Raw genomic sequence first — 22,475 nt, forward strand, 5'->3', positions numbered from 1 at the left:
TGCCACAGAGAGCTGTCCAGACTAACGGATTCGCTTGCGACGAGCAAAAACTCGTCCGGGCCACGCTCGGCCCCTCCGGCGTGACCACCACCGCGGCGCCGGTTCGCGAACCCACCTGGTGCACCTCCCTGCCCGACCGAATGTGTGGAGACATGCTAACTGTCAGCGATCGCGCCGCGGCCCGGCATCCGGGTCGCACGGGCCCGCCACATCGACTGCGCGGCCCCGACCGGGCGATGTCCGGGCGACGGATTCGGCCTGCCCTGTTCGGCTCCCATCCGCGATCCGCCGTATCGCACACGACTCGGCAGCCCCCGTCCCGAACCGCTTCACCAGCGCCGCCCTGCCGCTAGCCGTCGGTTTGCTCTCCGGCGGCACGGAGAGGAGTAACCGAATCCGCACCGGTCACTGCCCGGACGGGTGCCGGCGCATCGCGGCCCCGTCCACGGCAGTAGCCACCGAACGACGCTCGGGCGCGTCCCTCGTGTCGCCGCGGCCGGCCGGTGGCTCCGGCGACGAGACGACGCGGCCCGTGCCGTACGCACCCGGGACAGCGGCGGACCCGTTCGCGGACTTCACCCAGCGCGACCCGCACCGAGAGACGACGGTGCCCCGGACTCGTCGAGTCCGGGGCACCTATCCGATTGTCACGCAGGGTGATTCACCCTGTGACCGCGGTCGTGCTCAGTGCGCCAGCACCGGCTCGCCCTCGGCCGGGGCCGGTGCGGTGCTGGGCATCAGCACCGCCGCGGCGACCGCGCCGACCACGAAAATCGCTGTCGCCCACCAGAAGCTGGTGGTGTAGCTCTTGATCAGCGATTCGGCGACCGCGAGCTGGGTGGGCTGGCGGCCGGACAGGTAGTTCGCCGCCGCCGAGGACGCGATGGTGCTCAGCAACGCGGTACCGATCGAGCCACCGACCTGCTGGCTGGTGTTCACCATCGCCGAGGCCACACCGGCGTCCTCGTGGTGCACACCGGCGGTCGACCCCTGGAAGGCGGTCGACATGGCGCCACCGAGACCCAGGCCCAGCAGGATCAACGCCGGGAGGATGTGCGAGGCGTAGCCGGTGTCCAGTCCGATCCGGGTCAGCCACGCCATCCCGGCGGCCGCGATCAGGAAGCCGGCGGCGACGGTGATCTTCGGTCCGATCCTGGGCAGCAGCAGCGAGGGCACCGTGGTCGAGGAGGCGATCATCGCCGCGATCATCGGCAGGAACGCGACGCCGGTCATGATCGGCGAGTACTTCAGCGTCAGCTGCATGTAGTAGGTCAGGAACAGGAAGATCGCGAACATCCCGATACCCATGACGAAGACCGTCATGTAGGAACCGGCCGGGTGCGGTCGAGCAGGATCCGCAGCGGCAGCAGCGGGTGCTCGACGCGGGTCTGGAGCCACGCGAACACGCCCAGCAGCACCGCACCGCCGATGAGGAAGGTCAGGGTGAGCCCGTTGGACCAGCCGTGCGATTCCGCGTGCGAGAAGCCGTAGACGATGCCGAACAGGGCGGCACTGACCGTGATCGTGCCCGGGATGTCGAGCTTGGGCCGGTGCTCGGCGGTGTGCTTGGCCAGCAGCAGCACGGCGCCGACCAGCGCGACGGCGGCGAAGATCAGGTTGACGTACATCACCCAGCGCCACGAGGCCCATTCGGTGAGCGCGCCACCGAGCAGCAGGCCGAGCGCGCCACCGGTACCGGCGACGGCACCGAAGATGCCGAAGGCCTTGGCCCGCTCCGACGGTTCGGTGAAGGTCACCGTCAGCAGCGACAACGCGGCGGGCGCGAGGAGAGCGCCGAACACACCCTGGGCGACACGAGCCACCACGAGCATTTCGAAGCCGTTGGCCGCGCCACCGACCGCGGAGGCGACCGCGAAGCCGACCAGTCCGATGATGAAGGTGGTGCGTCTGCCGAACAGATCGCTCAGCCGGCCGCCCAGCAGCAGGAGGCTGCCGAAGGCCAGGGCATAACCGGTGACCACCCACTGGCGGTCGGCGTTGGAGAAGCCGAGGTCCAATTGGGCCTCGGGAAGTGCGATATTCACCACGGTCGCGTCCAGCACGACCATCAGCTGGGCGACGCCGAGCACGGCGAGCACCCACCAGCGCATTGCGTGCGAGCCACGGCGGCCCGCGGAGCCGGACGAATGCCTCGACGGCAGGTCCGACCGGCTCTTTTCGAGATCGATCGCGGAAGTCATGGGGTTCCTTGTCCGACGGCGGTTGAGGTGGAAGTTGAAGTGGAGGAGTCGCCTCCGCTTGCATGGAAAGCTATCACGATAACGGAGAGAGCGCCTCCGGTTAATCCCCGAACTTGGTAATATCGCAGTGTGAATCACGCCACGGCCGCTCCCGCTCCCCGGCGCCTGCGCGCCGATGCCGCCCGCAACCACGCGCGGATCCTCAGAGCGGCCAGAGACCTGTTCGCCGATCGTGGCCTGGAGGTGACCCTCGACGACGTCGCGGAGGCGGCCGGCGTGGGCGTGGGCACGGTCTACCGGCGCTTCGCGAACAAGCAGGAGCTCATCGGCGAGGTCTTCGACCAGACCGTCACCGATATGGCCGAGGCGACCGAGGCCGCCTATGCCGATCCCGACACCTGGCACGGACTGACCGTGCTGTTCGAGTGGTGCTGCGAACATATGGCCAGCAACCGCGGCTTCGGTGAGGTGATGCTCGAGCTGCCCGACGCCATGGAGCGCTTCGTCTCGGTTCGCGAACGGATCAAGCCGATGGTCACCAGGTTGTTCGACAAGGCCGCCGCCGAGGGCGTCCTGCGGCCCGGGATCGCCGCGTCGGACTTCTTCGCGATGATCAACATGGTGGAGGCGATCGCAAGCTTCGCCAAGCCGGTGAATCCCGAGGTCTGGCGCCGCTACATGGCCATCGTCCTGGACGGCGTGCGCGGCGACTGCATCCCGCGGCAACAGCTGACGGTTCCGCCCCTGAACGACGACGACGTCGATCAAGCGAAGGAAGCCGTATTCGCCTGCCGCAGAAGGTAATTCCCTGCCCGGCACCGTGCACCCGCCAACGTTACCGAGCGATCACCCCGCAACGTAAGTACCGCGTCCCGATCGCGGACGTGTGATCGGACACGTTCGCGCTCGAACGAGGGCTGGCGCACAGTTCGGCCATGTTCTAAAGTTGGACGCATGACCAATTCGTGGGTGAACTGGGCCGGCGATCAACGGTGCGCGCCGGCCACCTACGCCGCTCCGCGCACACGTGACGACGTCGCCGAACTTCTGGCCCGGGCCGAGGCCGAGGGCCATACCGTGCGCGTGGCCGGAGCCGGGCATTCGTTCACCGACACCGTGCTCACCGACGGCACCCTGTTGCAGCTCTCGCAGCTGAACCGGATTCTGCAGGTCGACCGCGCCACGGGCCTGGCGCGCGTGGAGGCGGGTGCGACGCTGAACGAGCTGAGTACCGCCCTGCACCCGCTCGGCCTGGCCTTCCCCAACCTCGGCGACATCGATGTGCAGTCGATCGCCGGCGCGACCGCGACCGCCACCCACGGCACCGGCGCGGCGCTGCAGAACATTTCCGCCGCACTGCATTCGGTGGAACTGATGCTCGCCGACGGGAGCGTGATCGAACTCGACGAACGCAGCGACCCCGACGGCTGGCGCGCGGCACGGGTGAACCTCGGCGCACTCGGTGTGGTGACCGCGGTGACGCTGCAGCTGGTGCCGTCGTTCGTCCTCGAGGGAGTCGAGCGGCCCGTTCCGGTCGAGGAGGTGCTGACCGATCTGGACGAATTCGTCGACGGCAACGAACATTTCGAGTTCTACATGTTCGCGCACAGCCCACTGGCGATGACCAAGCGCAACAACCGCGTCCAGCTCGCCGAACAGCCCCGCGCCAAGGCCGTGGACTGGTTCGCCGACATCCTGATGTCCAACCACACCTTCGACGCGCTGTGCCGCCTCGCCCGCCGGCAACCGAGCCTGATCCCGTGGATCCACCGCGGCGCGGCCTATGCCGGCAGCTACCGCCGCCAGATCGACCGCTCCTACCGAGTCTTCGCCTCCCCCAGGCTGTTTCGCTTCACCGAGATGGAATACGCCATCCCGCGCGAATACGCCGTCGACGCCATTCGCGAGATCAAAGCCGTTGGGCAGCACTTCGATTCGCCGATGCCGACCGAGGTGCGATTCGTGGCGCCCGACGACGCGTTCCTTTCCCCCGCCGGAGGTCGCGACACCTGCTACATCGCCGTGCACCAATACCGCGGCATGGACTACGAACCGTATTTCCGTGCCTGCGAAGCGATTTTCGATCGCTACCACGGCCGGCCGCACTGGGGTAAGCGCCACTTCCAGACCGCGGAAACACTGCGCGGGCGCTATCCGGAGTGGGATCGCTTCCAGGATGTGCGACGGCGGCTGGATCCGAAGGGCCGCTTCGCCAACGCTTATGTCGAGCGGGTGCTCGGTCCCCTCGACTGAACGGACCGCCTCGTCCGGCTCCGGGAAACGTTGGCGGCGAGGCTGTTTCGCCCGCTACCGCGCCCGCGCGGTGCGGCCGCGATCGGCGAGCCGCAACTCCAGCGACACCGGCACGGCGTCGACCTCCAGCGCCTGCCGCAGCCGGCCCACCGCATCGGAGAGAATGCGCCGGCGCAGCGCGGTCAGATCGGCGTCGGGCTCCGCCGTGACCACCAGGTGCAGTTCCGGTGCGCGACCCGGACCCGACAGCCTGGCCTGCGCCGACCGCACCTCCGGATAGGACTCGATATCGGTCGCCACCGGGGCGGCCGCGACATTCGAATCCATCAGCGTCTCACCGGAATTACCGACCGTGCCGATATGCCAGCGCATCCGTGCCGGCAGCCGCGCGAACTGGGCGGCCAGCCATCGCAGCGCCGCCAGGCCCACGACCACCGCGCCCGCCACCACCGCCACGAACACCCACTGCGACGGTTCGGCGGTGCCGGGTACCAGCGGCGCGTCCCGGTCGACCCAGTGCAGCACCCCGGCGTACGCGAGAATGGCATAGGCGCCCGCGAGAATCAGCGCCAGCCCGATGAGCGCGAGCAACGCCCGATTGAGCCGTGCAGGACGATTGGCCGAGCTCGAACTCACAACACCTCCTGTGACCTGCGGGACACCCGCACCCGGTCGGTGTCGCGAGCCGCTGCGCGATTGTCGCTCACAACACCTCCTTGCGAACATGCACTCGCTTGTCCACCCGCTCCGGCTGCTGCGCCGCGCGCAGGCGGGTGCTGACGGGTGGGGCGGATTTCGGGGCGATGCGGGCCAGGCGGTCGCCGACGGCGGCGTTGACCGTCTGCTCCAGATCGGCGTGGTCGGGGTGGGCGGCGCGGCCGGTGACCCGAATGTTCTTGCGGCCGCGGCGAACTCGCGCCGCTTCGAGGCCGGCGACCGAGCCCGCGGCATCGGTCAGGGCGCCGTCCAGACTGCGCCGGGTGATTCCGGCGTCCATCCCTTCCTCGGCGTCCAGCGCTTCCACCACGCGCCGGCCGGGCAGCAGCGCCGCGAGCAGCAGCACCGCACCGAGCACCACCAGCGCGATGCCGACACCGAGCACCCAGTAGCTGTGCCAGGTCGTGTCGTGCAGACGCACCGCGATGCTGTGGTAGGACACCAACTCCTTCGCGTTGCCCAGGTTCTGGATCAGCGACACCGCCACGAGGACCGCGATCACCAGCAACGCCAGTGCGACCAGTACGGCCGGGGTGATGCGCCGGGGCCTGCGGTTCATCGCAGCCGTCCGGTGGGTTCGATCGTGTTGACCAGTTCGGACACCTCGATGTCCACGCGTGGAACGACCAGTCCGGACAGTTCGTGGGTGCGCTGCATCAGATGCTCGCGGCACGCCTCGGTGACCACCGCGACCGGCGTCGGATAGCTGATCGGCAGGCGTACCCGCAGCACGGCGGTATCGGCCGTCACGCGCGCGGACACCTCGGGGCCGGCGGCGACACCGTCGACCTCACGCGCCGCCCGCGCCGCCAAGCGCCGCACCGCACGCTCGGACACGGTGGTGCGACCCCGGTACTCGGCCGCGGAGAGCAGCGACGCCGGCGCCGTCTCCGCGGCGGCACTCATTTCCGGCCCCGATCCTGCGCCGAACGGATCAGGCCGGACAGGTCGACATGGCCGTCGAGCCAGCGGCCGATCACCAGTCCCAGCGCACCGAAGATCAGCACCACCGCGAAGGCCCCGAAACCGCCGAACGCCGCGGCGAAACCGAGGGAGAGACCGAAGATCAGGCAGATCGTGGTGGCGTTCATATCACTGCACCCGTTCGCGGGCCGGCGGCTGATCCTCGTCCTCTTCGATGAAGACGTCATTGACGTTGATGTTCACCTCGACCACCTCGAGTCCGGTCATCTGCTCGATCGCGGTGATGACGTTGCGGCGCACCGCGCGAGCCAATTCGGCGATGGACACGCCGTATTCGACGACGATCTCCAGGTCCACCGCCGCCTGCGTCTCGCCGACCTCGACCGAAACCCCTTGTCCCACACTGGCCGAAGCACCGGGAATGCGATCGCGGAAGGCGCCGAACGCGCGCGCCGCGCCACCGCCGAGGTTGTGCACCCCGCGCACCTCGCGGGTCGCCAACCCGGCGATCTTCTGGACGACGGCATCAGCGATGGCGGTCGTGCCCTGATCGCTGACCAGCGCGCTGCTGGTCCGGGCGGGCGCTTTGGCCGCGGCTCCGCTCTGGCCCGCGCCGCCCCCGGTGTCCTTACCCGCTTCGGCCCTGGCGTTCTCCGCGCCCTTACCGGCTGTCGTGCTGGTCATGATTACCTCCAGTTCAGTTCCCTTGCGGTACAGCGGATAACGAACCTTCACTAGCTACGACACCGCCGACGGCGAAATGTCACGGGCGAGATCGATGATCTAGGTAATCGCGGTGTCGAACGCTTCGGCGTCCAGATCGGTGACCACGATCCGCAGTCGCGCACCGGCCCACCGGGTGGCGTCCTGCAGTTCGCCCACGGCCGCCGCGAGCTTGTCCAGCAGTGGCGGCAGCGGCAGCGCCGAGGCGATCACGCGGATCTCGACGACCTCGGCACTCACGTCCACCGCCGAGCGCGGACCCAGCCGCGGCACCCACTCGGCGAGGTCGACGCCCGGCGGCACGGCCGGACGCAATCCCGCCACCGATTCGATCGCGGCGACGATGTCGCCGGCCAGCTCGTCCTCGCTCACGGCCGCCGTCACGACGCTCCCGGTGCGATATCGAGAATCGCCACCGACACCGCGTCGACGAGCATCCCGGTCTGTTGCGCGACCATCCGGACCACCTCCTGCTGTACCGCCTGCCCGACCTCGCCGACCTGGCATCCGCCCCGCACCGACAGGTCGACCTGCACCTTCAGCCAGCCACCGCTGTGGCGGACGCGCACGCCCGCACCGGGTGCGATGTCCTGGCTGCTCCACCACTGCCGTCCCGTCCGGGCCAGATGGCCGAGCAAACCGAGAACACCGGGCTCCAGCCGCGCCACCCCGGGAACCGAGGCCGCGGCCCGAGCCGCTACTGCGGCGATTACCGCATCCGAGGCGATATATTCCGCTTTCTCCGCGAATCCCGCGCTCACGGCTCCTCCTGGTAGACGTCCACCACGGTGATATCGAGCCGCTCCAGCGCCAGACCGGCCCGGGCCGTGGCCGCCGCCCGCACTCGTTCGCGCACCTGCGGAACGACGCGTTCGACCATGGTGTCGCCGTGCCGCAGCGAGATCGACAGCGCCACCGTGATCGCGTGGCGGCCGTCGGGATCGGCCCCGTGGTCGTCGATGCGGCAGCTGCGGGCGCGCACACCCGGCACGGTGTCGGCGGCATAGCGCAGCACCGCCGCGATGGCCTGTTCGCTCACCTCGATCGAGCCCGGATGCGGCGTGGTGAGGCTCACCATGCGTCCGCGCCGGACCTCGGCCCGTACCGCCGACATGATCCGGTCGAACATCGCGGGCGGCGGTGGATCCGGCTCGTCGACGAGTTCGCGGGTGGCGGCGCGCAGCGTGAGCAGACTCTCGCGCGCGGCCCCGCAGTGCGGGCACTCCGATTCGTGTTCGTCGGCCAGCCCCGCCTCCACGGCGTCGAGCCGGTCCCACACCTGTTCGACGCTGCGCCCGCAGGGCAGCGTGTAGTCGCTGTCGGTCATCTCCTTCAGCGCCACGGCTTCATCACCTCCGCCAATTGCGCCCGGGCTCGGGCGATCCGCCCCCGAACCGCGGTGGTGTTGGTGCCGACGATCTCGGCGATCTCCTCGTAGGAGCGGCCGTGCACCTCCCGCAGCAGCCAGCAGGCACGCTGTTCGGGTGTCAGCCGCTGCAACGCCGCGGTGAGCGCGGCCATCTCATCGTGCACCTGTGCCGCGTGTTCCGGCTGGGTCGCACGTTGCGGCGATTCGGTGGTGTCGAGATCCACGTCGGCGCGGTCCGGCCGGGACCGGATGACGTTGAGGCACCGATTGGTGGTCATCCGGTACAACCACCTCGGGAAGGCGCTGTCGTCCTGCAATTGAGCCAGGCGGCGCCACGCGGTGAGGAACACCTCCTGGATGACGTCCTCCGCCTCGGACCGGTCGGCCAGCATCCGCGCCGCCAACCGGAACATCGCTCCCTGATACCGCAGCACCAGTTGCTCGTAAGCCCGGACATCGCCGTCACGTGCGCGCCCGGTCAGGGTGGCGTCGTCCAGCGCTGCCTCGGGTGCCGTTGCCGCCTCGGTCACACAGCACCTCCTCCGCTGCTCGAATCGATAGACACCGGCCGGCAGGAATCCTCACGTTGGATTATGCGTGATCGGCGTCTCACGAGTCGCGGACCGCGGATTCCGTGTCCGGATCGACAGCTGAGCGGACTCGGGCGCGGAGGTTATTCGTTGACCAGTCGTAAGGCGGGGGTGCGCACGGCGCGCCGGTCGACCAGCCACACCTGCACACTCTGATCGATTGCCGGACTGAGTGTTTGGATCTCGACCTCTACCTCGCCGCGTTGCGGATGGTCGATGTGCAGCGCACCGGACCGGAATTCGGTGACCCGGTGTTCCCGCCAGCGGCAGGAGAATTCCGGAAATCGGTGCAATCCCTGGATCAGCGCGTCGAGCCCGGGATCGTCGGGCCAGTGCGTGCGCGCCGAACGCAGCGTCGACACCATCATCTCCGCGGCGACCGGCCAGTCCCGCCACCGCTGCGGCGCCTGCGGATGCGCGAAGAAGTAGGTGGCCAGATTGTGTTCGGCGACCTCGTCGAGCAGTCCCAGCGGTTCGGCGAAATCGCGCCACGCCGGATTCCAGGCGAGGATGTCGAGCCACCGGCCCACCACGAAGGCCGGGGTGGGATGCATCGCATCGAGGACGGCCTGCACGGTATCGGTGACCTGTTCCCGCGCCTGACCCGAGGACGGGCACTCACGCGCGTGTTCCATACCGACCGCGAGATTGCCGAAATGGTGGCGTTCGACCTCGTTGAGCCGCAGCGCCTCGGCCAGCGCACCCAGCACCGCCATCGAGGGGTTGGTATCGCGGCCCTGTTCGAGGCGGGCGAGATAATCGACACTCACCCCGGCCAGCGCCGCGACCTCTTCGCGACGCAGTCCGGGGGTGCGTCGCCGGCGGCCGACCGGCAACCCGACATCCTCGGGTTGCAGCTGCGCCCGCCGCGCGATGAGAAACTCGCCGAATTCCGATCGTGCCACCACACCATCCTGTATCTGTCCGGGCCCCCTTATCCACGCCCTGGCAGTCCCAGGATAACCGCGGTGTGGCTAACCGGACCACGGTCCGCAAATCTGGTGGACATGACCACTTCCGAGCAGACCACTCTCGCTACCGGCTCCTGGGCCCTGGACCCCGCCCACTCCTCGGTGAACTTCACCGTCCGCCACCTGGGCATCTCCAAGGTCCGCGGCCGCTTCAACAACTTCGAGACCAGCTTCGTCGTGGACGCCTCGGGTGCGGCCACCATCGAGGCCACCATCTACCTCGACTCGTTCGACACCGGCAACTCCCAGCGTGACGAGCACGTTCGCAGCGCCGAACTGCTCAACGTCACCGATCGCCCCACCCTGCATTTCAAGGCCGTCGAGCCGGTGCGGGTGGCCGAGGAGTTCGAGGTCACCGGTGAGGTGACCCTCGGCGGCGTGACCAAGCCCGTCACCCTCGACGTCGAATGGGGCGGCGTACAGCCGTTCGCGGACGGCAGCCGCCACGCCGGATTCACCGCCACCGGCGCCATCAAGCGCAGCGAATTCGACGTCGCGCCCGGCCTGCCCACCGCCATGCTCAGCGACAAGGTCGCCATCGAACTCGACATCCAGCTGGTCGAGCCGCAGGCCTAGTCCACACCGATCACGGTCACACCGCTACGGCCGCGTCGCCGGGCGGAACAGCATCTGCCGGTCCGGTTCTCCGGGCCGGCAGTCGCGTATCCGAGGCCGTTCAGCGTCGGACAGCATCACGGCAGCAGACCGCAGCGGCGCGCCCGGACCACCGCCTCGTGCCGGGTGTGGGCGCCGAGTTTCGTCATGGCACTGCGCAGATAACTTTTCACCGTTTCCGGGCGCAGCGAAAGCCGCTGCGCCGCTTCGCTGTTCGTACAACCGAGGGCGACGTACGACAGCACGTCGAGTTCGCGCGGGGACAGTCCGGGCGCGGCGTCGGCCGCCACGGGCTCATCGGACCCGCCCATCAGGCGCACCAGGGTGTCCGATACCGCGCGCAGCCGTTTGCGAGCCTCGGCGTCGGTGAGCGTCTGCGCGATCCCGCGCACCTCGGCGTGCAGATCCCGAAGTTGTTCCGCGACAACGGCATCCGGTGGCGGGGCGGTGGTGACTTCCGCAGTCCCGCGCGCCGCCGCCTGCAGGCGCAGCCGCCGGTCCACCTCGTCGCGCACCGCCAGTTCCACCGCCAGCCGCCGGCTCGACCGCAGCACCAGCTCGGCGATCCGATCGCCGATCGGCCCCGGTTCGCGACTGGCGACGTAGAGCACGGCCCGGGAACTCCCATCCACCACGACCGGTACCCCGACCACCGCGCGCAACCCCTCCATCGAGACCGGCGCGTCGTAGTGATGGGTGATGGTCGCCGCTGCCCGATAGTCCGCGACCGAGGTCGGACGCCGGCTCGCGACGGCCGCGCCACCCACCCCCGAGGTCGGCGAGACCACCAGTCCGCGCATCGCGGCGGTCCGGGTGCCGAAGAACTCGCTCAGGATCAGCGCCCCGTCGCAAACCTCTCCTCCGAACACCACCGGCATCCCGGACAGTGCCGAGACCTGCCGCAACTCGGCCCGCAACGCATCGGCGTCGCGCGGGCGGAGCAGATCGGCGGAGGCCATCGGCGCTACCCCTTTCCGGGGGTGGTGGAGAGCAAAGTGTGACGTGAATCCTATATCCGTGAGCGCGAGTATGGGCCGGGTCCGGCCGGTCAGTTATACGCACGGGGTATGGGATGTGCCGCTGCTGGGCGAGACGATCGGGGCGAATCTCGATCGCACGGTGGCCGCCCACGGTGATCGAGACGCACTCGTGGACCGGGTGACCGGAGTGCGCTGGACCTACCGCGAATTCGCCGCCGAGGTCGACGCCGTGGCACTCGGCCTACTGGAATCCGGAATCGGCAAGGGTGACCGGGTCGGCATCTGGTCTCCCAACCGTGCCGAATGGACGCTGGTGCAGTTCGCCACCGCGAAGATCGGCGCGATCCTGGTCAACATCAATCCGGCCTACCGCAGCGAGGAAGTGCGCTACGTGATCACCCAGGCCGGGATCCGGATGCTGATCTCGGCGCGGGCGCACAAGAGCTCGAACTACGCGGAGATCATCGGCCGGGTACGGCCCGAATGCCCGGAGCTGGAGCGGGTGGTTCTGTTCGACAGCGCCGAGTGGGAGGCGTTGGTCGCCGCCGGTCGCGCCGCCGATCCCGCGCGCCTGGCCAAGGCCGGAGCGGCACTCGCCGCCGACGACCCGATCAACATTCAATACACGTCGGGCACCACGGGTTTCCCCAAGGGCGCGACGCTGTCGCACCACAACATCCTCAACAACGGCTATTTCGTCGGTGAATTGTGTGGCTACGCCGAGGCCGACCGGATCTGCATTCCGGTGCCGTTCTACCACTGCTTCGGCATGGTGATGGGCAATCTGGCGGCGACGAGTCACGGTGCGGCCATGGTGATTCCGGCGGCCTCCTTCGAACCGGGGGCCACCCTGGCCGCCGTCGCCGAGGAACGCTGTACCTCGCTGTACGGGGTGCCGACCATGTTCATCGCCGAACTGGCCGATCCGGACTTCGAATCCTTCGACCTGAGTTCGCTACGCACCGGCATCATGGCCGGCTCACCGTGCCCGGTGGAGGTGATGAAGCAGGTGATCGAGCGGATGGGCATGGCGGAGGTGTCCATCTGCTACGGCATGACCGAAACCTCGCCGGTCTCGACTCAGACCCGGCGCGACGACACCATCACCCAGCGCACCGCCACGGTCGGCCGGGTGGGCCCGCACCTCGAGATCAAGATCGTCGATCCCGACACCGGGCTGACGGTCCCGCGCGGGGAACCGGGTGAGCTGTGCACGCGCGGCTATTCGGTGATGCTCGGCTACTGGAACGATCCGGACAAGACCGCCGAGGCGATCGACGCCGCCCGCTGGATGCACACCGGCGATCTGGCCACCATGGACGACGACGGCTACGTCGCGATCACGGGCCGGATCAAGGACATGGTGATCCGCGGCGGCGAGAACATCTATCCGCGCGAGATCGAGGAATTCCTCTACACCCACCCCGACATCCTCGACGCGCAGGTCGTCGGAATCCCGGATCCGAAATACGGTGAGGAATTGGTGGCCTGGATCCGGATGCGCGAGGGCGCGGCCCGGCTGGACGCGCAGACGCTGGCGCAGTTCTGCGGCGGACGCCTGGCCTATTACAAGATTCCGCGCTATGTCCACGTCGTCGACGAATTCCCGATGACGGTCACCGGCAAGGTGCGCAAGGTCGATATCCGCGCGACCTCGGTCCGCCTGTTCGGCGAGCCGGAGCAGGATCAGCAACAGACAGGAGTGCAGTGATGACGTCCAACACCGAGGTGTATCGCCAGGCGCGCGACCGGCTGGTCGACTTGGCGACCGACTACGACACCGCGGTGCGGACGTTTCACTGGCCCCGGCTGACGGGCGCGTTCAATTGGGCCGTGGACTGGTTCGACGTGATCGCACGCGGCAACGACCGCACCGCGCTGTGGATCGTCGAGGAGGACGGCAGTGAACTGCGGGTGAGTTTCGACGAGATGGCGCGGCGCTCGGATCGGGTAGCGACCTGGCTCGCCGGACTCGGTGTGCGCCACGGTGATCGGGTCATCCTGATGCTGGGCAACCAGGTCGAGCTGTGGGAGTCGATGCTCGCCGTCGCCAAACTCGGCGCGGTGGTCATGCCCACCACGGGCGCGCTCGGGCCGGCCGATCTGATCGACCGGATCACCCGGGGCGAGGTGCGTTTCGTCCTCACCAACGCTCGCGACACCGCGAAATTCGACGAGGTCCCCGGCGACTACCGGCGCATCGCGGTCGGCGGTCCGGTCGAGGGCTGGCACGACTACGCGGAGGCCGCCGCGGTGGAGTCCGCGGGCCCCTTCCCGACCGTGACGCAGGTGGGCGACGAACTGCTCGTCTATTTCACCTCCGGCACGACGAGTAAGCCGAAGATGGTGCAGCACAACCAGATCAGCTATCCGGTCGGACATCTGAGCACCATGTACTGGATCGGCGTCCGTCCCGGTGACGTGCATCTCGCGATCAGCGCGCCGGGCTGGGCGAAGCACGCGTGGAGCTGCTTCTTCGCGCCCTGGATCGCCGAAGCGACGATCTTCGTCTACAACTACGGCCGGTTCGACGCCGAGGCGCTGCTCGGTCAGCTGCGGCGTGCGGAGGTCAACACCTTCTGCGCGCCGCCGACGGTGTGGCGCATGCTGATTCAGGCCGACCTCGGCGAGCGTCCGTCCGGACTGCGCGAAATCCTCGGCGCCGGCGAACCGCTCAACCCCGATGTGATCGCCCAGGTGGAAAACGCCTGGGGACTGACCATCCGGGACGGATTCGGGCAGACCGAGACCACCCTGCAGATCGCCAATACCCCCGGACAACCGGTCAAGGCCGGCTCGATGGGCCGCCCCATGCCGGGTGTGCCGGTGGTGCTGGTCGATCCGGTCACCGGCAGGCCCGCCGACGAGGGCGAGATCTGCCTGGATCTGAGCGCCCATCCGGTCAATCTGATGAACGGCTACCTCCAGGACCCGGAACGGAACGCGGCGGTGATGGAGGGCGGCTACTACCACACCGGCGATGTGGCGGCCCGCGACGAGGACGGCTACATCACCTATATCGGCCGCACCGACGACGTGTTCAAATCCTCCGATTACAAGGTGTCGCCGTTCGAACTCGAAAGTGTGCTGATCGAACATCCGGCGGTGGTGGAGGCCGCGGTGGTGCCGCAACCCGACGACACCCGCCTGGCCGTCCCCAAGGCGTATGTCACGCTGGCCGCCGGCTGGGAGCCGGACCGCGAAACCGCAAGGGCCATCCTGGAATACGCGCGCGATCACCTCGCACCGTATCTGCGGGTGCGGCGGATCGAATTCACCGAACTGCCCAAGACGATCTCGGGCAAGATCCGCCGCGTCGAGCTGCGGCAGCGCGAGGAGGCCGCCCATGCCGCCGGCACTGGGATCGCGGCGGAATTCCGCTACGAGGATGTCCTTGCACAACCGACCGTTTAGCGGTTCGCCACAGCTTTGCCGATGAGTTGCTCGCCGCCGGAGGCTTGCCGGCGGCGCTACACTTTCGGTGAATAGTTTGGTCGAAACCGCCTGCGGGTACAGAATTCTCACGCAGATTCCTCGCGGCCGTCGAAATGTGAAAATGGCACATTTGCCCGGATGTGGCGCGTTCGGCGCTGGCCCGATTCCGACAGCGTGACAAGACTGACGAAGTACGCGCAGCGCGTTCCGGATGTGTAGCTACGACCGATGGGAGAGCACCGTGTTGTACACCTTCGAAACCGCCACCCAGTACGTGATCGCCGAACTGGAGGCCAAGGGCACGGCGACCCGCGAAGACTTCGATGTACCGGCCATCGTCGCCACCTCCCACGCCATCGCCGAGAGCTGGGATTTCCAGGCACTGGACCGGCATACGTTCTGGAGTATCGCGGCGAGCAATCTGCGGGCATAGCGCAGCCCGCGGTGCCGCTCGATCACCCACTTCGGCGTCGGTGCTACACCCGCACGCCGAGGCCGGTGATCGAACGAAGCGCTCCGCGGCTACGCAGCCCCGCGATCAGGGGCGCGTCCGGTGAACTAGGCCTGACAGTCGGCCGATCCCGCAGTGCGCGTGTGCGCCACCATCGACCAGCGCCGCGCCGCACGCCGCATCGAGCCGGCGTCCGCATAGCCGAGCAACGCCGCCTGCCGCTCCCGGCTCAGCGGTCCCGCGGCCTGGGCCCGGGCCAAGCGGGCCCGATCCAATTCGCGCCGCCATGTGGTCCCCGCCTCGGACAGCCGCCGCTGCAGAGTGCGCGGACTGATGGCGAGCCGCCGCGCCACCTGCTCGAGCGAGACCTCGCCCTCCGCGAAGGCGTCGGCCAAGGCCCGCGAAACCCGCTCCGGCCAAGCGGAGGCCAGCGGCGGTGGCGGCGGCAGCGCGGCGGCCAGCGGTTGCAGCACATCCGCGAGCACCGGATCGGCGGTGGTCAGCGGCAGATCCATATCGGCCGACCGAAAGGTCATCGAATCCACCGGGGCACCGAATTCCACGTCGGCCGAACCGAATACCTCGGCGAACGCCTCCAGACGACGCGGTGCCGGCTGTCGCAGGGATACCCGGGCCGGGTCCAGCGGTGCCGCCACAACGCGACGGGCACGGGTCAGCACGGCGACCAGTCCCCACAGTTGCACCAGTTCGCGGCCGCGACCCTCACCCTCGATCATGTCCAGGTAGAGGGTGGTTTCGGCCTCGTTCTCCGCCACCAGATCGAAACGGTGATTGGTGGTCACGGCCGTGACATACGGGCCGCAGGTCGCCAGGCCGGCGCCCACGGTCGGCGCGCTCGCGAACAGATAGTCGTAGAGCCGCGTGGCGGCCAGCTGATATCTGCTGGCCACGTGCAGCGCCACGTCGGGGTCGTCGAGCCAATTCTCCCCGATCTCCCATAACCGGGAAAAGACCCGCGCGGGCACATGAACGCCTTCGCCGGCCAGTGTCCATTCCGGTAGTTCGCATTCGCGCAGCAGTCGGTCACGATCGATCCCGGCGTCGGTCATCTGCGAGATCACGAAACGATGCAGCAATGTCTGGTCGGTACCCATTTCCCTCCTGCCCTCATTCGCGTCCCCGAACACGTTGGAGGAAACGCTAATCACTCGGACCAGCGTTTCGACCTAAATTCACTCCGATTGTGGTGGTCAGCACGTTGCGGTTATAGATTGATCCTGGTCACCAGGCTTTCGATCCCGAATTGTGACAAAACCAGCCACGCCGTCCGATTCGTTCAAGACGGCACCCCCGGCGGCGCTCTACGGTGACGCCATGGCACCTCAACTCAACGCAATCGGCGTGGTCGTCTCCGATCTGACGGCCGCGCTCGGCTTCTACCGGCGGCTCGGTCTCGAATTCGGCGAGGTCGTCGGGGGTGGGCACGTGGAAGCGCCGCTGCCGGGCGGATTCCGGCTGATGCTCGATTCCGAGGAGAACATCGCCCAGGACGTCGGCGGCGATCGGCGCTGGAACGCGGCGGCGGGCCGGATCGGATTGGCCGTCGAATGCGGTTCGGCGGCCGAGGTCGACGCGGTATTCGATGATCTGGTCGCGGCCGGATACCACGGGGAGACGAAGCCCTTCGACGCTGTGTGGGGCCAGCGCTACGCCACCGTGCACGACCCCGACGGCAACGGCGTCGATCTCTACGCGCCGCTGGGCTGAGCGTCCCCGGGGCGCGCGGCGGCTCCTCGGATACGACCGGGAGATCGCCCGGTCAACGCCCGGACCTCGCGGGTCATATGGGCCTGATCCGCATATCCGGCCAGCGCCGCGGTCTCGGCGAAACCCACGCCCGTGCGAGTCAGATCCAGTGCCCTGCGCATCCGGAGCACGCGGGCCAGCATCTTCGGCCCGTATCCGAAGGCCGAAACCGAGAGCCTATGCAGCCGCCGCGCACCCAGCCCCAGTGCGTCGGCGGTGGCCGCGACCGTCTCCCCCGCATCCAGGCGGCGCACGATCTGCGCCACCACCGGGTCGGGCGGGGTGGTCGCCGCCGCGCAGCGACGAGCCACCTCCTCGAGTCCGCGCAGCGGATCCGGCGCCGCCGCGACCACGTCGGTCATGACGCGGGCCCGCCGCGCCGACCACAGCTCGTCCAGCTGGGCGCGCCGATCCAGCAGTTCCGGCGCACGCACGCCGAGCAGTCCCGGCGCGGTGCCCGGCGCGAAACGAATCCCGTACACGGTCTGTGCGGCAGCCCCGCTGTGGTAGGCCCGGGTATCCGGCCCGGCCACCACCAGCCGGCCACCGAGCCACAGCAGATCCATACAGCCGTCCGGCAACACCGTGGCCGACTCCCCCGTCACCTCCCGCTGCCACACCATCGCGCCCGCGGACGCCCGCGAGCGGCGTTCGCGATAGAGCTCCGGCGAATTCTCGGCCACGCCGGAAAGGTTATCGTCCGGGACCGACGGATTCGGATCCGAACACGTGATCGAGCCCACAACGAGTTGCTGCTGGTTCGCTGCTCGCCGTTAGACTGCCGGTCCGAGACAGCGTTGATGTGTTCGGATCGATCGTGAGGCTGACATGCTCAAAGGGTTCAAAGACTTCCTGATGCGCGGCAACGTCATCGAATTGGCGACCGCGGTGGTGATGGGCACGGCCTTCACCGCGATCGTCACCTCGGTGACGAAGGGAATCGTCGAGCCGCTGCTGGCGGTCGTGGGCACCAACGGGCAGCTCGGATTGGGCGTGCAACTGGTCGCCGGAAAACCGGCCACGTTCATCGCCCTCGGACCGATCATCAGTGCGGCCGTCAATTTCCTCATGGTGGCGACGGTGCTGTATTTCGTGCTCATTCTTCCGATGAACACCTTGCAGAAACGGTTCAGCCGCAAGAAGAAGGCCGTGCCGACCCAAACGGAATTGTTGATCGAAATCCGCGATCTGCTCGCCGGCCGGAACGAAACCGCCACCACCGACGCTGTCGTCGACACCGATGCGACAGAAGCGCAGCGCCGGGTGGCCGAGATGGTTCACGAGCGCTGAGCCGAATATCGGTGTCGTCGTTACATTTTCGCTCCCACGAAGTCGACGGTGGCGACCATCTGCCGGGCCAGCAGTTCGGGATCGGCGCCGCCGAGTTCGGAGTCGGTGAGCGCACCCTCGCGCCACAGTGACGCGAAGCCGTGCACGAGCGACCAGGCCGCCAGTTCGGTCGCCGGTCGCGCGGATTCCGCGACGCCCAGTTGGGCTACGCCGGAACGCAACTCCTCGCCGGAGACGGTGCGCGCCGCGATCAGCTCCGGATCGTCGGCCCGCAGCAGGTCGTGCCGGAACATGACGTCGAAATGCCCGGGATGGCGGCGCGCGAAGCGGATGTAGGCGACCGCCATCTCCCGGAAATCGTCGCGGGCGCCCCGCAATTCGTCGGCCAGCAGCTCGTATCCGCGGATCGCGAGCGCGGTGAGCAAACCCTGCCGATTGCCGAAATGGTGGGCGGGCGCGGCATGTGAGACGCCGGCGCGCTGGGCCAGTGCTCGCAGCGACACCGCGTCGACGCCGTCGGCAGCGATCTGCTCGGCCGCCGCCGTCAGCAGCGTGGCGCGCAGATCTCCGTGGTGATAGGAGCTCTTGGTCACCCCACGATCGTGGCGCAGGGACCGGGTCCGCGTCCACCAACACGCCCGGAGCGAGCGCACCGTGAACCGACAGCGTTCTACCAACCGGCCCTCGAGCTGTACACAGCTGCGCGCGGTTTCTGGAGGATATGAACACTCCGTCCGGCCGTCCGCGCCGGCGCGCACTGGCTGTCGCGGCATTCGCTGTGGTACTCGCGATTTCGGGAATCGCGGTGGCACATGTGGCGACCGGAACCGCCGCGGCACATCCCGGTTCCGGCACCGCCGCCGCGGCGGCAGCCACCGTCGGCGCCGATGCCCCGGCGACCACCGCTGTGGCCCAGCCGATTTCGTCGAATCCGGTGGCGCAGCAGATGCAGAACGCGATCCTCACCGCCGAACCCGGCAGCCGGATTCGGATACCGCCGCGCTGCTGTCGCAGATGCTGTCGGCCAGCGACGACGATATCGCCGACGCGCTGTGGGATACCGACGGCGGCCCCGGCATCGTGTCCCGCGTCGCGGCGGACATCGGACTCGGCGCCACCCAGCCACCGGACGATCCGGCTCAGTGGGGTGAAACACTGACCACTCCGGCTGATGTGGTGCGGATCTATCACTACATCGCTGCCGAGATCCCGCAATCGGCCCGCGATCTGATAGTCACGGCGCTGCATCAGGCGAGCGCGACCGCCGCCGACGGAACCGATCAGTACTTCGGAATCCCCGACGCCCTCACCGGGACGGACTGGGCGATCAAACAGGGCTGGATGACGCTCGACGACTCCACGACGCTGAATACCACCGGTCTGGTTTCCACCGATCCGGCCCAGCCCGGCCGCTACGTGGTCGTCGTACTCACCACCCAGCCCGCCGGAACCGCGTGGACCACCGGCGGCGCGGCCGTCACCGCCGCGGTCACCGCCCTGCCGCAGACTCTCGCGCCGACCTCGGCGGTTGCCGCCGCTTCCGTCGAAACTGTAACATGTTCTAGCGTGTGCCCGGTCGGCTAAAAGTAGCGAACTCGGCAGAACATCAAGGTCGCGCGACCAGCACGCAACGTCCTGGATGGATCGCTGTGAGCTGGTATAACAAAAGAACCAATCGCGGATCGCCTCCTGCTTCATCGTGAGCAGAGAGGCGAACCGCTATTTACTTATGGGTGGTGCGGCGACTAGTCTGACGCCGATACCGATCAGAAAGGACCTCGTATGAAGCTCGAGAATGCGGTCGCCGTGGTCACCGGTGGCGCGTCGGGTCTGGGCCTGGCCACGGTGAAGGAACTGCACGGCCAGGGCGCCAAGGTGGTGATCATCGACCTGCCGTCGTCCAACGGTGAGGCGATCGCCAAGGAGCTGGGCGACGGTGCGGTCTTCGCCGCGACCGACGTCACCAACGAGGAGCAGGTGAGCGCGGCTCTCGACGCCGCCGCGCAGCTGGGCACCCTGCGGATCGCGGTGAACTGCGCCGGTATCGGCAATGCGATCAAGACGGTCAGCAAGAAGGGCGCGTTCCCGCTGGCCGACTTCACCAAGATCATCAACGTCAACCTGATCGGCACGTTCAACGTGATCCGGCTGGCCGCCGAGCGCATCGCCGCCACCGAGCCCGAGGGTGAGGAGCGCGGTGTCATCATCAACACCGCCTCGGTCGCGGCCTTCGACGGCCAGATCGGTCAGGCCGCCTACTCCGCCTCCAAGGGCGGCATCGTCGGCATGACCCTGCCGATCGCCCGGGACCTGGCGAGTGTGAACATCCGCGTGGTCACCATCGCGCCGGGCCTGTTCCACACCCCGCTGTTCGCCACCCTGCCCGAGGAGGCCATCAAGGCCCTCGGCGCGCAGGTCCCGCACCCCGCCCGCCTCGGCGACCCCACCGAATACGCGGCCCTGGCCCGCCACATCGTGGAGAATCCGATGCTCAACGGCGAGACCATCCGCCTCGACGGTGCGATCCGCATGGCGCCGCGCTGATTTCGTACGCGAAGGCCCGGCTTCCTCGGAAGCCGGGCCTTGTGTGCGCTACGGCTCAGCTGCGGTGTCGGGCGCGCACACCACATCGGTCGCGGGTAACAGGCCATCGGCGAAGTATCCGTTGATCGCCGCGCCGACGCAGCGGCTGAGGCCGGGGCGAAACGTCATGTGAATCCGCACATCCGCCAGTGTGACGAGGCGGGACGCGCTCAGATCGCGATGAAGTGCGACGGCGTGATCGTACGGGGTGCGGGGGTCGCCGGTCGCCTGCACGATCAGCGCCGGTACCGAATTCCGCACCGTGGTCATGCTTTCCACGGGCCGGGGCCAGAAGGCGCAGGGCTGAATGTTGGCCGCCAGCGCGCCGAAGATCGGCTGCGTGGCGCGGCGGCGTTCGATCTCCGACCGGTAGTGCACCGGATCCTCGGGGGCGGCATCGTCACCGCAGGCGGTGAACGCCAGCGCCGAATCCTCGTACTGCCGAAGGGAATCCAGCGTATCCGTCAGCCAGGGCGTGTGGCCGGCCGGCGGCATTCCGCCGGCCGCGGCCCGCAGTTCGGCGACGGTGTCGGCCATCTTCTCGTTCAGCCGGAAGTTGCCCAGCAGATTGTGCAGCAGGAACGGCAGCCAATGATCGTCGATGACGAAGTCGTTCACCGTAATGGGCTGTCGGGCAATGTCGTTCAACAACTCCTCGACCGCACCGCGTACCTGTGCGGCCGTCGTGCCGAAGTGATAGTCAGGGTCGCGGAGAGCGGCCCATCCGGCCCAATCGTCCAGTGCCGCTTCGTCGGCGGCACCCCAATCGTGCACCATCGCGTTCCAGTATCGGTCGGGATCGATCGCACTGTCGAGCACCATGCGATCGACCGACCGCGGAAACATCTGCGCGAACACGGCGCCCAGATAGGTGCCGTAGGAGACGCCGTAGTAGCTCAGCGACGGTTCCCCGAGGACGCGCCGGATCACCTCCATATCGCGCGCGGTGTTGCGGGTCGTCAGTTGCCGCAGTGAGGCGGAATCGCCTGTCAGACAGGCCATTGCCAGACGTGCGGCGCGGGCGGTGTCGGTGAGGAATCCGTCCGGTCCGACGCCGGCGGAGCGGATCATCTCGCCGATCGGCCAGCCGCAGGTCCGGCCGCCGTCGGATCGCCCGACGCCGCGGGGGTCCATTCCGATCAGGTCGTACTGTGCCCGGACCTCCGGCGCGAGAACATCCCCCAGCAGATCGACGGTGTCCAGCCCGGACGCTCCCGGCCCGCCGGGATCGGCCAGCAGGACACCACGCCTGCGGTCCGGGTCGGTCGCGGGCACCCGGGATATCGCGATGTTCAGGGTGCGGCCGTCGGGATCGGCATAGTCCAGCGGTACCCGCACCGCCGCGCAGGATCCTCCGGCGGCGTCCAGCGTCTCCATTGCGCAAGGCTTCCACTTCGGCTGCTGCCGGTAGAAGCGGTCCATGCCGGTGACGGGCGACGGGACCGCCGCGCCGGACGTGACGAGGACGGCCGCCACCGCCAGCACTGCCGCACCCCAGCGAAACACTCTCGACATCAACAGCTTCCAGCGCCACACTCGTCCACGTCGTCACGGTAGCCGAGGGATTCGAAAGTCACCCGTGGCGGGAAGAAGCGCAGCGGCCCGC

At 68.3% G+C, this 22,475-nt stretch carries 25 protein-coding genes and 1 pseudogene; 10 read left to right on the forward strand and 16 right to left on the reverse strand.

What is annotated here, in order from left to right; all coding sequences use genetic code 11:
* Nucleotides 1–684: 684 nt before the first annotated feature.
* A pseudogene (locus RJ03_RS31950) lies at nt 685–2,111 on the reverse strand (MFS transporter).
* Between the two features lie 219 nt (nt 2,112–2,330).
* Between RJ03_RS31950 and RJ03_RS31955 the strand changes: the two are divergent.
* Together RJ03_RS31955 and RJ03_RS31960 are read left to right on the forward strand one after the other, a co-directional pair.
* A complete protein-coding gene (locus RJ03_RS31955) occupies nt 2,331–3,005 on the forward strand; it encodes a TetR/AcrR family transcriptional regulator (RefSeq protein WP_036509835.1) in 675 nt (224 codons plus the stop codon).
* A 150-nt stretch (nt 3,006–3,155) separates the two neighbouring features.
* Nucleotides 3,156–4,454, forward strand: coding sequence for a D-arabinono-1,4-lactone oxidase (locus tag RJ03_RS31960; RefSeq protein ID WP_036509837.1), 1,299 nt, complete (start codon nt 3,156–3,158; stop codon nt 4,452–4,454).
* 54 nt (nt 4,455–4,508) lie between these two features.
* Here the strand turns inward: RJ03_RS31960 and RJ03_RS36860 are convergent, their stop codons facing one another.
* From RJ03_RS36860 to RJ03_RS32010, 10 genes are all read right to left on the reverse strand, one after another.
* Nucleotides 4,509–5,090 (reverse strand): hypothetical protein, encoded by a 582-nt coding sequence (locus RJ03_RS36860; RefSeq protein WP_036509839.1) that lies wholly within the window; start codon nt 5,088–5,090, stop codon nt 4,509–4,511.
* Between the two features lie 67 nt (nt 5,091–5,157).
* Nucleotides 5,158–5,730, reverse strand: a complete 573-nt coding sequence (locus RJ03_RS31970; protein WP_051025544.1) for a DUF6286 domain-containing protein — start codon at nt 5,728–5,730, stop codon at nt 5,158–5,160.
* Nucleotides 5,727–6,077: a hypothetical protein gene (locus RJ03_RS31975; RefSeq protein WP_036509841.1), complete on the reverse strand. Its 351-nt coding sequence runs from the start codon at nt 6,075–6,077 to the stop codon at nt 5,727–5,729. The genes RJ03_RS31970 and RJ03_RS31975 overlap by 4 nt, the downstream gene beginning before the upstream one ends.
* Nucleotides 6,074–6,262: a hypothetical protein gene (locus RJ03_RS31980; protein ID WP_030515548.1), complete on the reverse strand. Its 189-nt coding sequence runs from the start codon at nt 6,260–6,262 to the stop codon at nt 6,074–6,076. Before RJ03_RS31980 ends, RJ03_RS31975 begins: the two co-directional genes overlap by 4 nt.
* Before the next feature lies 1 nt (nt 6,263).
* The gene (locus RJ03_RS31985; RefSeq protein ID WP_036509943.1) at nt 6,264–6,779 is read right to left on the reverse strand and encodes an Asp23/Gls24 family envelope stress response protein; all 516 of its coding nucleotides are present in this window, start codon (nt 6,777–6,779) and stop codon (nt 6,264–6,266) included.
* Nucleotides 6,780–6,878: 99 nt separating this feature from the next.
* Complete coding sequence (locus tag RJ03_RS31990; RefSeq protein WP_232329284.1) at nt 6,879–7,202, reverse strand: hypothetical protein; 324 nt, start codon at nt 7,200–7,202, stop codon at nt 6,879–6,881.
* On the reverse strand, nt 7,199–7,579 hold the full coding sequence (locus RJ03_RS31995; RefSeq protein ID WP_036509844.1) for an Asp23/Gls24 family envelope stress response protein: 381 nt from the start codon (nt 7,577–7,579) through the stop codon (nt 7,199–7,201). Before RJ03_RS31995 ends, RJ03_RS31990 begins: the two co-directional genes overlap by 4 nt.
* Nucleotides 7,576–8,160 carry an anti-sigma factor family protein gene (locus tag RJ03_RS32000; RefSeq protein ID WP_198163799.1) on the reverse strand — a complete coding sequence of 195 codons (585 nt, stop codon included), beginning with the start codon at nt 8,158–8,160 and terminating at the stop codon, nt 7,576–7,578. Before RJ03_RS32000 ends, RJ03_RS31995 begins: the two co-directional genes overlap by 4 nt.
* Entirely contained in the window at nt 8,151–8,717 is a 567-nt protein-coding gene (locus RJ03_RS32005; protein WP_083871492.1) for an RNA polymerase sigma factor, read from the reverse strand. The genes RJ03_RS32000 and RJ03_RS32005 overlap by 10 nt, the downstream gene beginning before the upstream one ends.
* 143 nt (nt 8,718–8,860) lie before the next feature.
* Nucleotides 8,861–9,682: a helix-turn-helix domain-containing protein gene (locus RJ03_RS32010; RefSeq protein WP_036509958.1), complete on the reverse strand. Its 822-nt coding sequence runs from the start codon at nt 9,680–9,682 to the stop codon at nt 8,861–8,863.
* A 102-nt stretch (nt 9,683–9,784) separates the two neighbouring features.
* Between RJ03_RS32010 and RJ03_RS32015 the strand changes: the two genes are divergently transcribed.
* The gene (locus RJ03_RS32015) at nt 9,785–10,324 is read left to right on the forward strand and encodes a YceI family protein (protein ID WP_036509847.1); all 540 of its coding nucleotides are present in this window, start codon (nt 9,785–9,787) and stop codon (nt 10,322–10,324) included.
* A 116-nt stretch (nt 10,325–10,440) separates the two neighbouring features.
* Here RJ03_RS32015 and RJ03_RS32020 read toward each other — a convergent pair whose 3' ends face one another.
* Nucleotides 10,441–11,322: a LuxR C-terminal-related transcriptional regulator gene (locus RJ03_RS32020; RefSeq protein ID WP_036509851.1), complete on the reverse strand. Its 882-nt coding sequence runs from the start codon at nt 11,320–11,322 to the stop codon at nt 10,441–10,443.
* A gap of 70 nt (nt 11,323–11,392) precedes the next feature.
* Here RJ03_RS32020 and RJ03_RS32025 point away from each other — a divergent pair, with 70 nt between their 5' ends.
* The 3 genes from RJ03_RS32025 to RJ03_RS32035 all read left to right on the forward strand — a co-directional run bounded on the left by RJ03_RS32025 (nt 11,393) and on the right by RJ03_RS32035 (nt 15,211).
* The gene (locus tag RJ03_RS32025) at nt 11,393–13,054 is read left to right on the forward strand and encodes an AMP-binding protein (RefSeq protein WP_036509854.1); all 1,662 of its coding nucleotides are present in this window, start codon (nt 11,393–11,395) and stop codon (nt 13,052–13,054) included.
* Complete coding sequence (locus RJ03_RS32030) at nt 13,054–14,757, forward strand: AMP-binding protein (RefSeq protein WP_036509857.1); 1,704 nt, start codon at nt 13,054–13,056, stop codon at nt 14,755–14,757. The genes RJ03_RS32025 and RJ03_RS32030 overlap by 1 nt, the downstream gene beginning before the upstream one ends.
* Nucleotides 14,758–15,019: 262 nt before the next feature.
* Nucleotides 15,020–15,211 carry a hypothetical protein gene (locus tag RJ03_RS32035; protein ID WP_030515537.1) on the forward strand — a complete coding sequence of 64 codons (192 nt, stop codon included), beginning with the start codon at nt 15,020–15,022 and terminating at the stop codon, nt 15,209–15,211.
* A gap of 125 nt (nt 15,212–15,336) precedes the next feature.
* On the opposite strand, the gene RJ03_RS32040 is transcribed toward RJ03_RS32035, so the two are convergent.
* Nucleotides 15,337–16,344, reverse strand: a complete 1,008-nt coding sequence (locus tag RJ03_RS32040) for an AraC family transcriptional regulator ligand-binding domain-containing protein (RefSeq protein WP_036509860.1) — start codon at nt 16,342–16,344, stop codon at nt 15,337–15,339.
* Nucleotides 16,345–16,495: 151 nt separating this feature from the next.
* On the opposite strand from RJ03_RS32040, the gene RJ03_RS32045 reads away from it, so the two are divergent.
* Nucleotides 16,496–16,957 carry a VOC family protein gene (locus RJ03_RS32045; RefSeq protein WP_306304690.1) on the forward strand — a complete coding sequence of 154 codons (462 nt, stop codon included), beginning with the start codon at nt 16,496–16,498 and terminating at the stop codon, nt 16,955–16,957.
* Here the strand turns inward: RJ03_RS32045 and RJ03_RS32050 are convergent.
* Nucleotides 16,939–17,679, reverse strand: coding sequence for a helix-turn-helix domain-containing protein (locus RJ03_RS32050; protein ID WP_232329283.1), 741 nt, complete (start codon nt 17,677–17,679; stop codon nt 16,939–16,941). The two genes, RJ03_RS32045 and RJ03_RS32050, sit on opposite strands and share 19 nt — an antisense overlap.
* A 145-nt stretch (nt 17,680–17,824) precedes the next feature.
* Between RJ03_RS32050 and mscL the strand changes: the two genes are divergently transcribed.
* Entirely contained in the window at nt 17,825–18,286 is a 462-nt protein-coding gene (mscL, locus tag RJ03_RS32055; protein ID WP_036509865.1) for a large conductance mechanosensitive channel protein MscL, read from the forward strand.
* A gap of 20 nt (nt 18,287–18,306) precedes the next feature.
* On the opposite strand, the gene RJ03_RS32060 is transcribed toward mscL, so the two are convergent.
* Nucleotides 18,307–18,879: a TetR/AcrR family transcriptional regulator gene (locus tag RJ03_RS32060; RefSeq protein ID WP_036509868.1), complete on the reverse strand. Its 573-nt coding sequence runs from the start codon at nt 18,877–18,879 to the stop codon at nt 18,307–18,309.
* A gap of 421 nt (nt 18,880–19,300) precedes the next feature.
* Between RJ03_RS32060 and RJ03_RS32065 the strand changes: the two genes are divergently transcribed.
* Both RJ03_RS32065 and RJ03_RS32070 read left to right on the forward strand, forming a co-directional pair.
* A complete protein-coding gene (locus tag RJ03_RS32065; RefSeq protein WP_051025547.1) occupies nt 19,301–19,870 on the forward strand; it encodes a hypothetical protein in 570 nt (189 codons plus the stop codon).
* 198 nt (nt 19,871–20,068) lie between these two features.
* Complete coding sequence (locus RJ03_RS32070) at nt 20,069–20,830, forward strand: 3-hydroxyacyl-CoA dehydrogenase (protein WP_036509871.1); 762 nt, start codon at nt 20,069–20,071, stop codon at nt 20,828–20,830.
* Nucleotides 20,831–20,878: 48 nt separating this feature from the next.
* Here the strand turns inward: RJ03_RS32070 and RJ03_RS32075 are convergent, their stop codons facing one another.
* Nucleotides 20,879–22,384: an alpha/beta fold hydrolase gene (locus tag RJ03_RS32075; protein WP_036509967.1), complete on the reverse strand. Its 1,506-nt coding sequence runs from the start codon at nt 22,382–22,384 to the stop codon at nt 20,879–20,881.
* Between the last annotated feature and the right edge of the window lie 91 nt (nt 22,385–22,475).

The sequence above is a fragment of the Nocardia aobensis NBRC 100429 genome, assembly GCF_000308375.1.
Lineage (GTDB): Bacteria > Actinomycetota > Actinomycetes > Mycobacteriales > Mycobacteriaceae > Nocardia > Nocardia aobensis.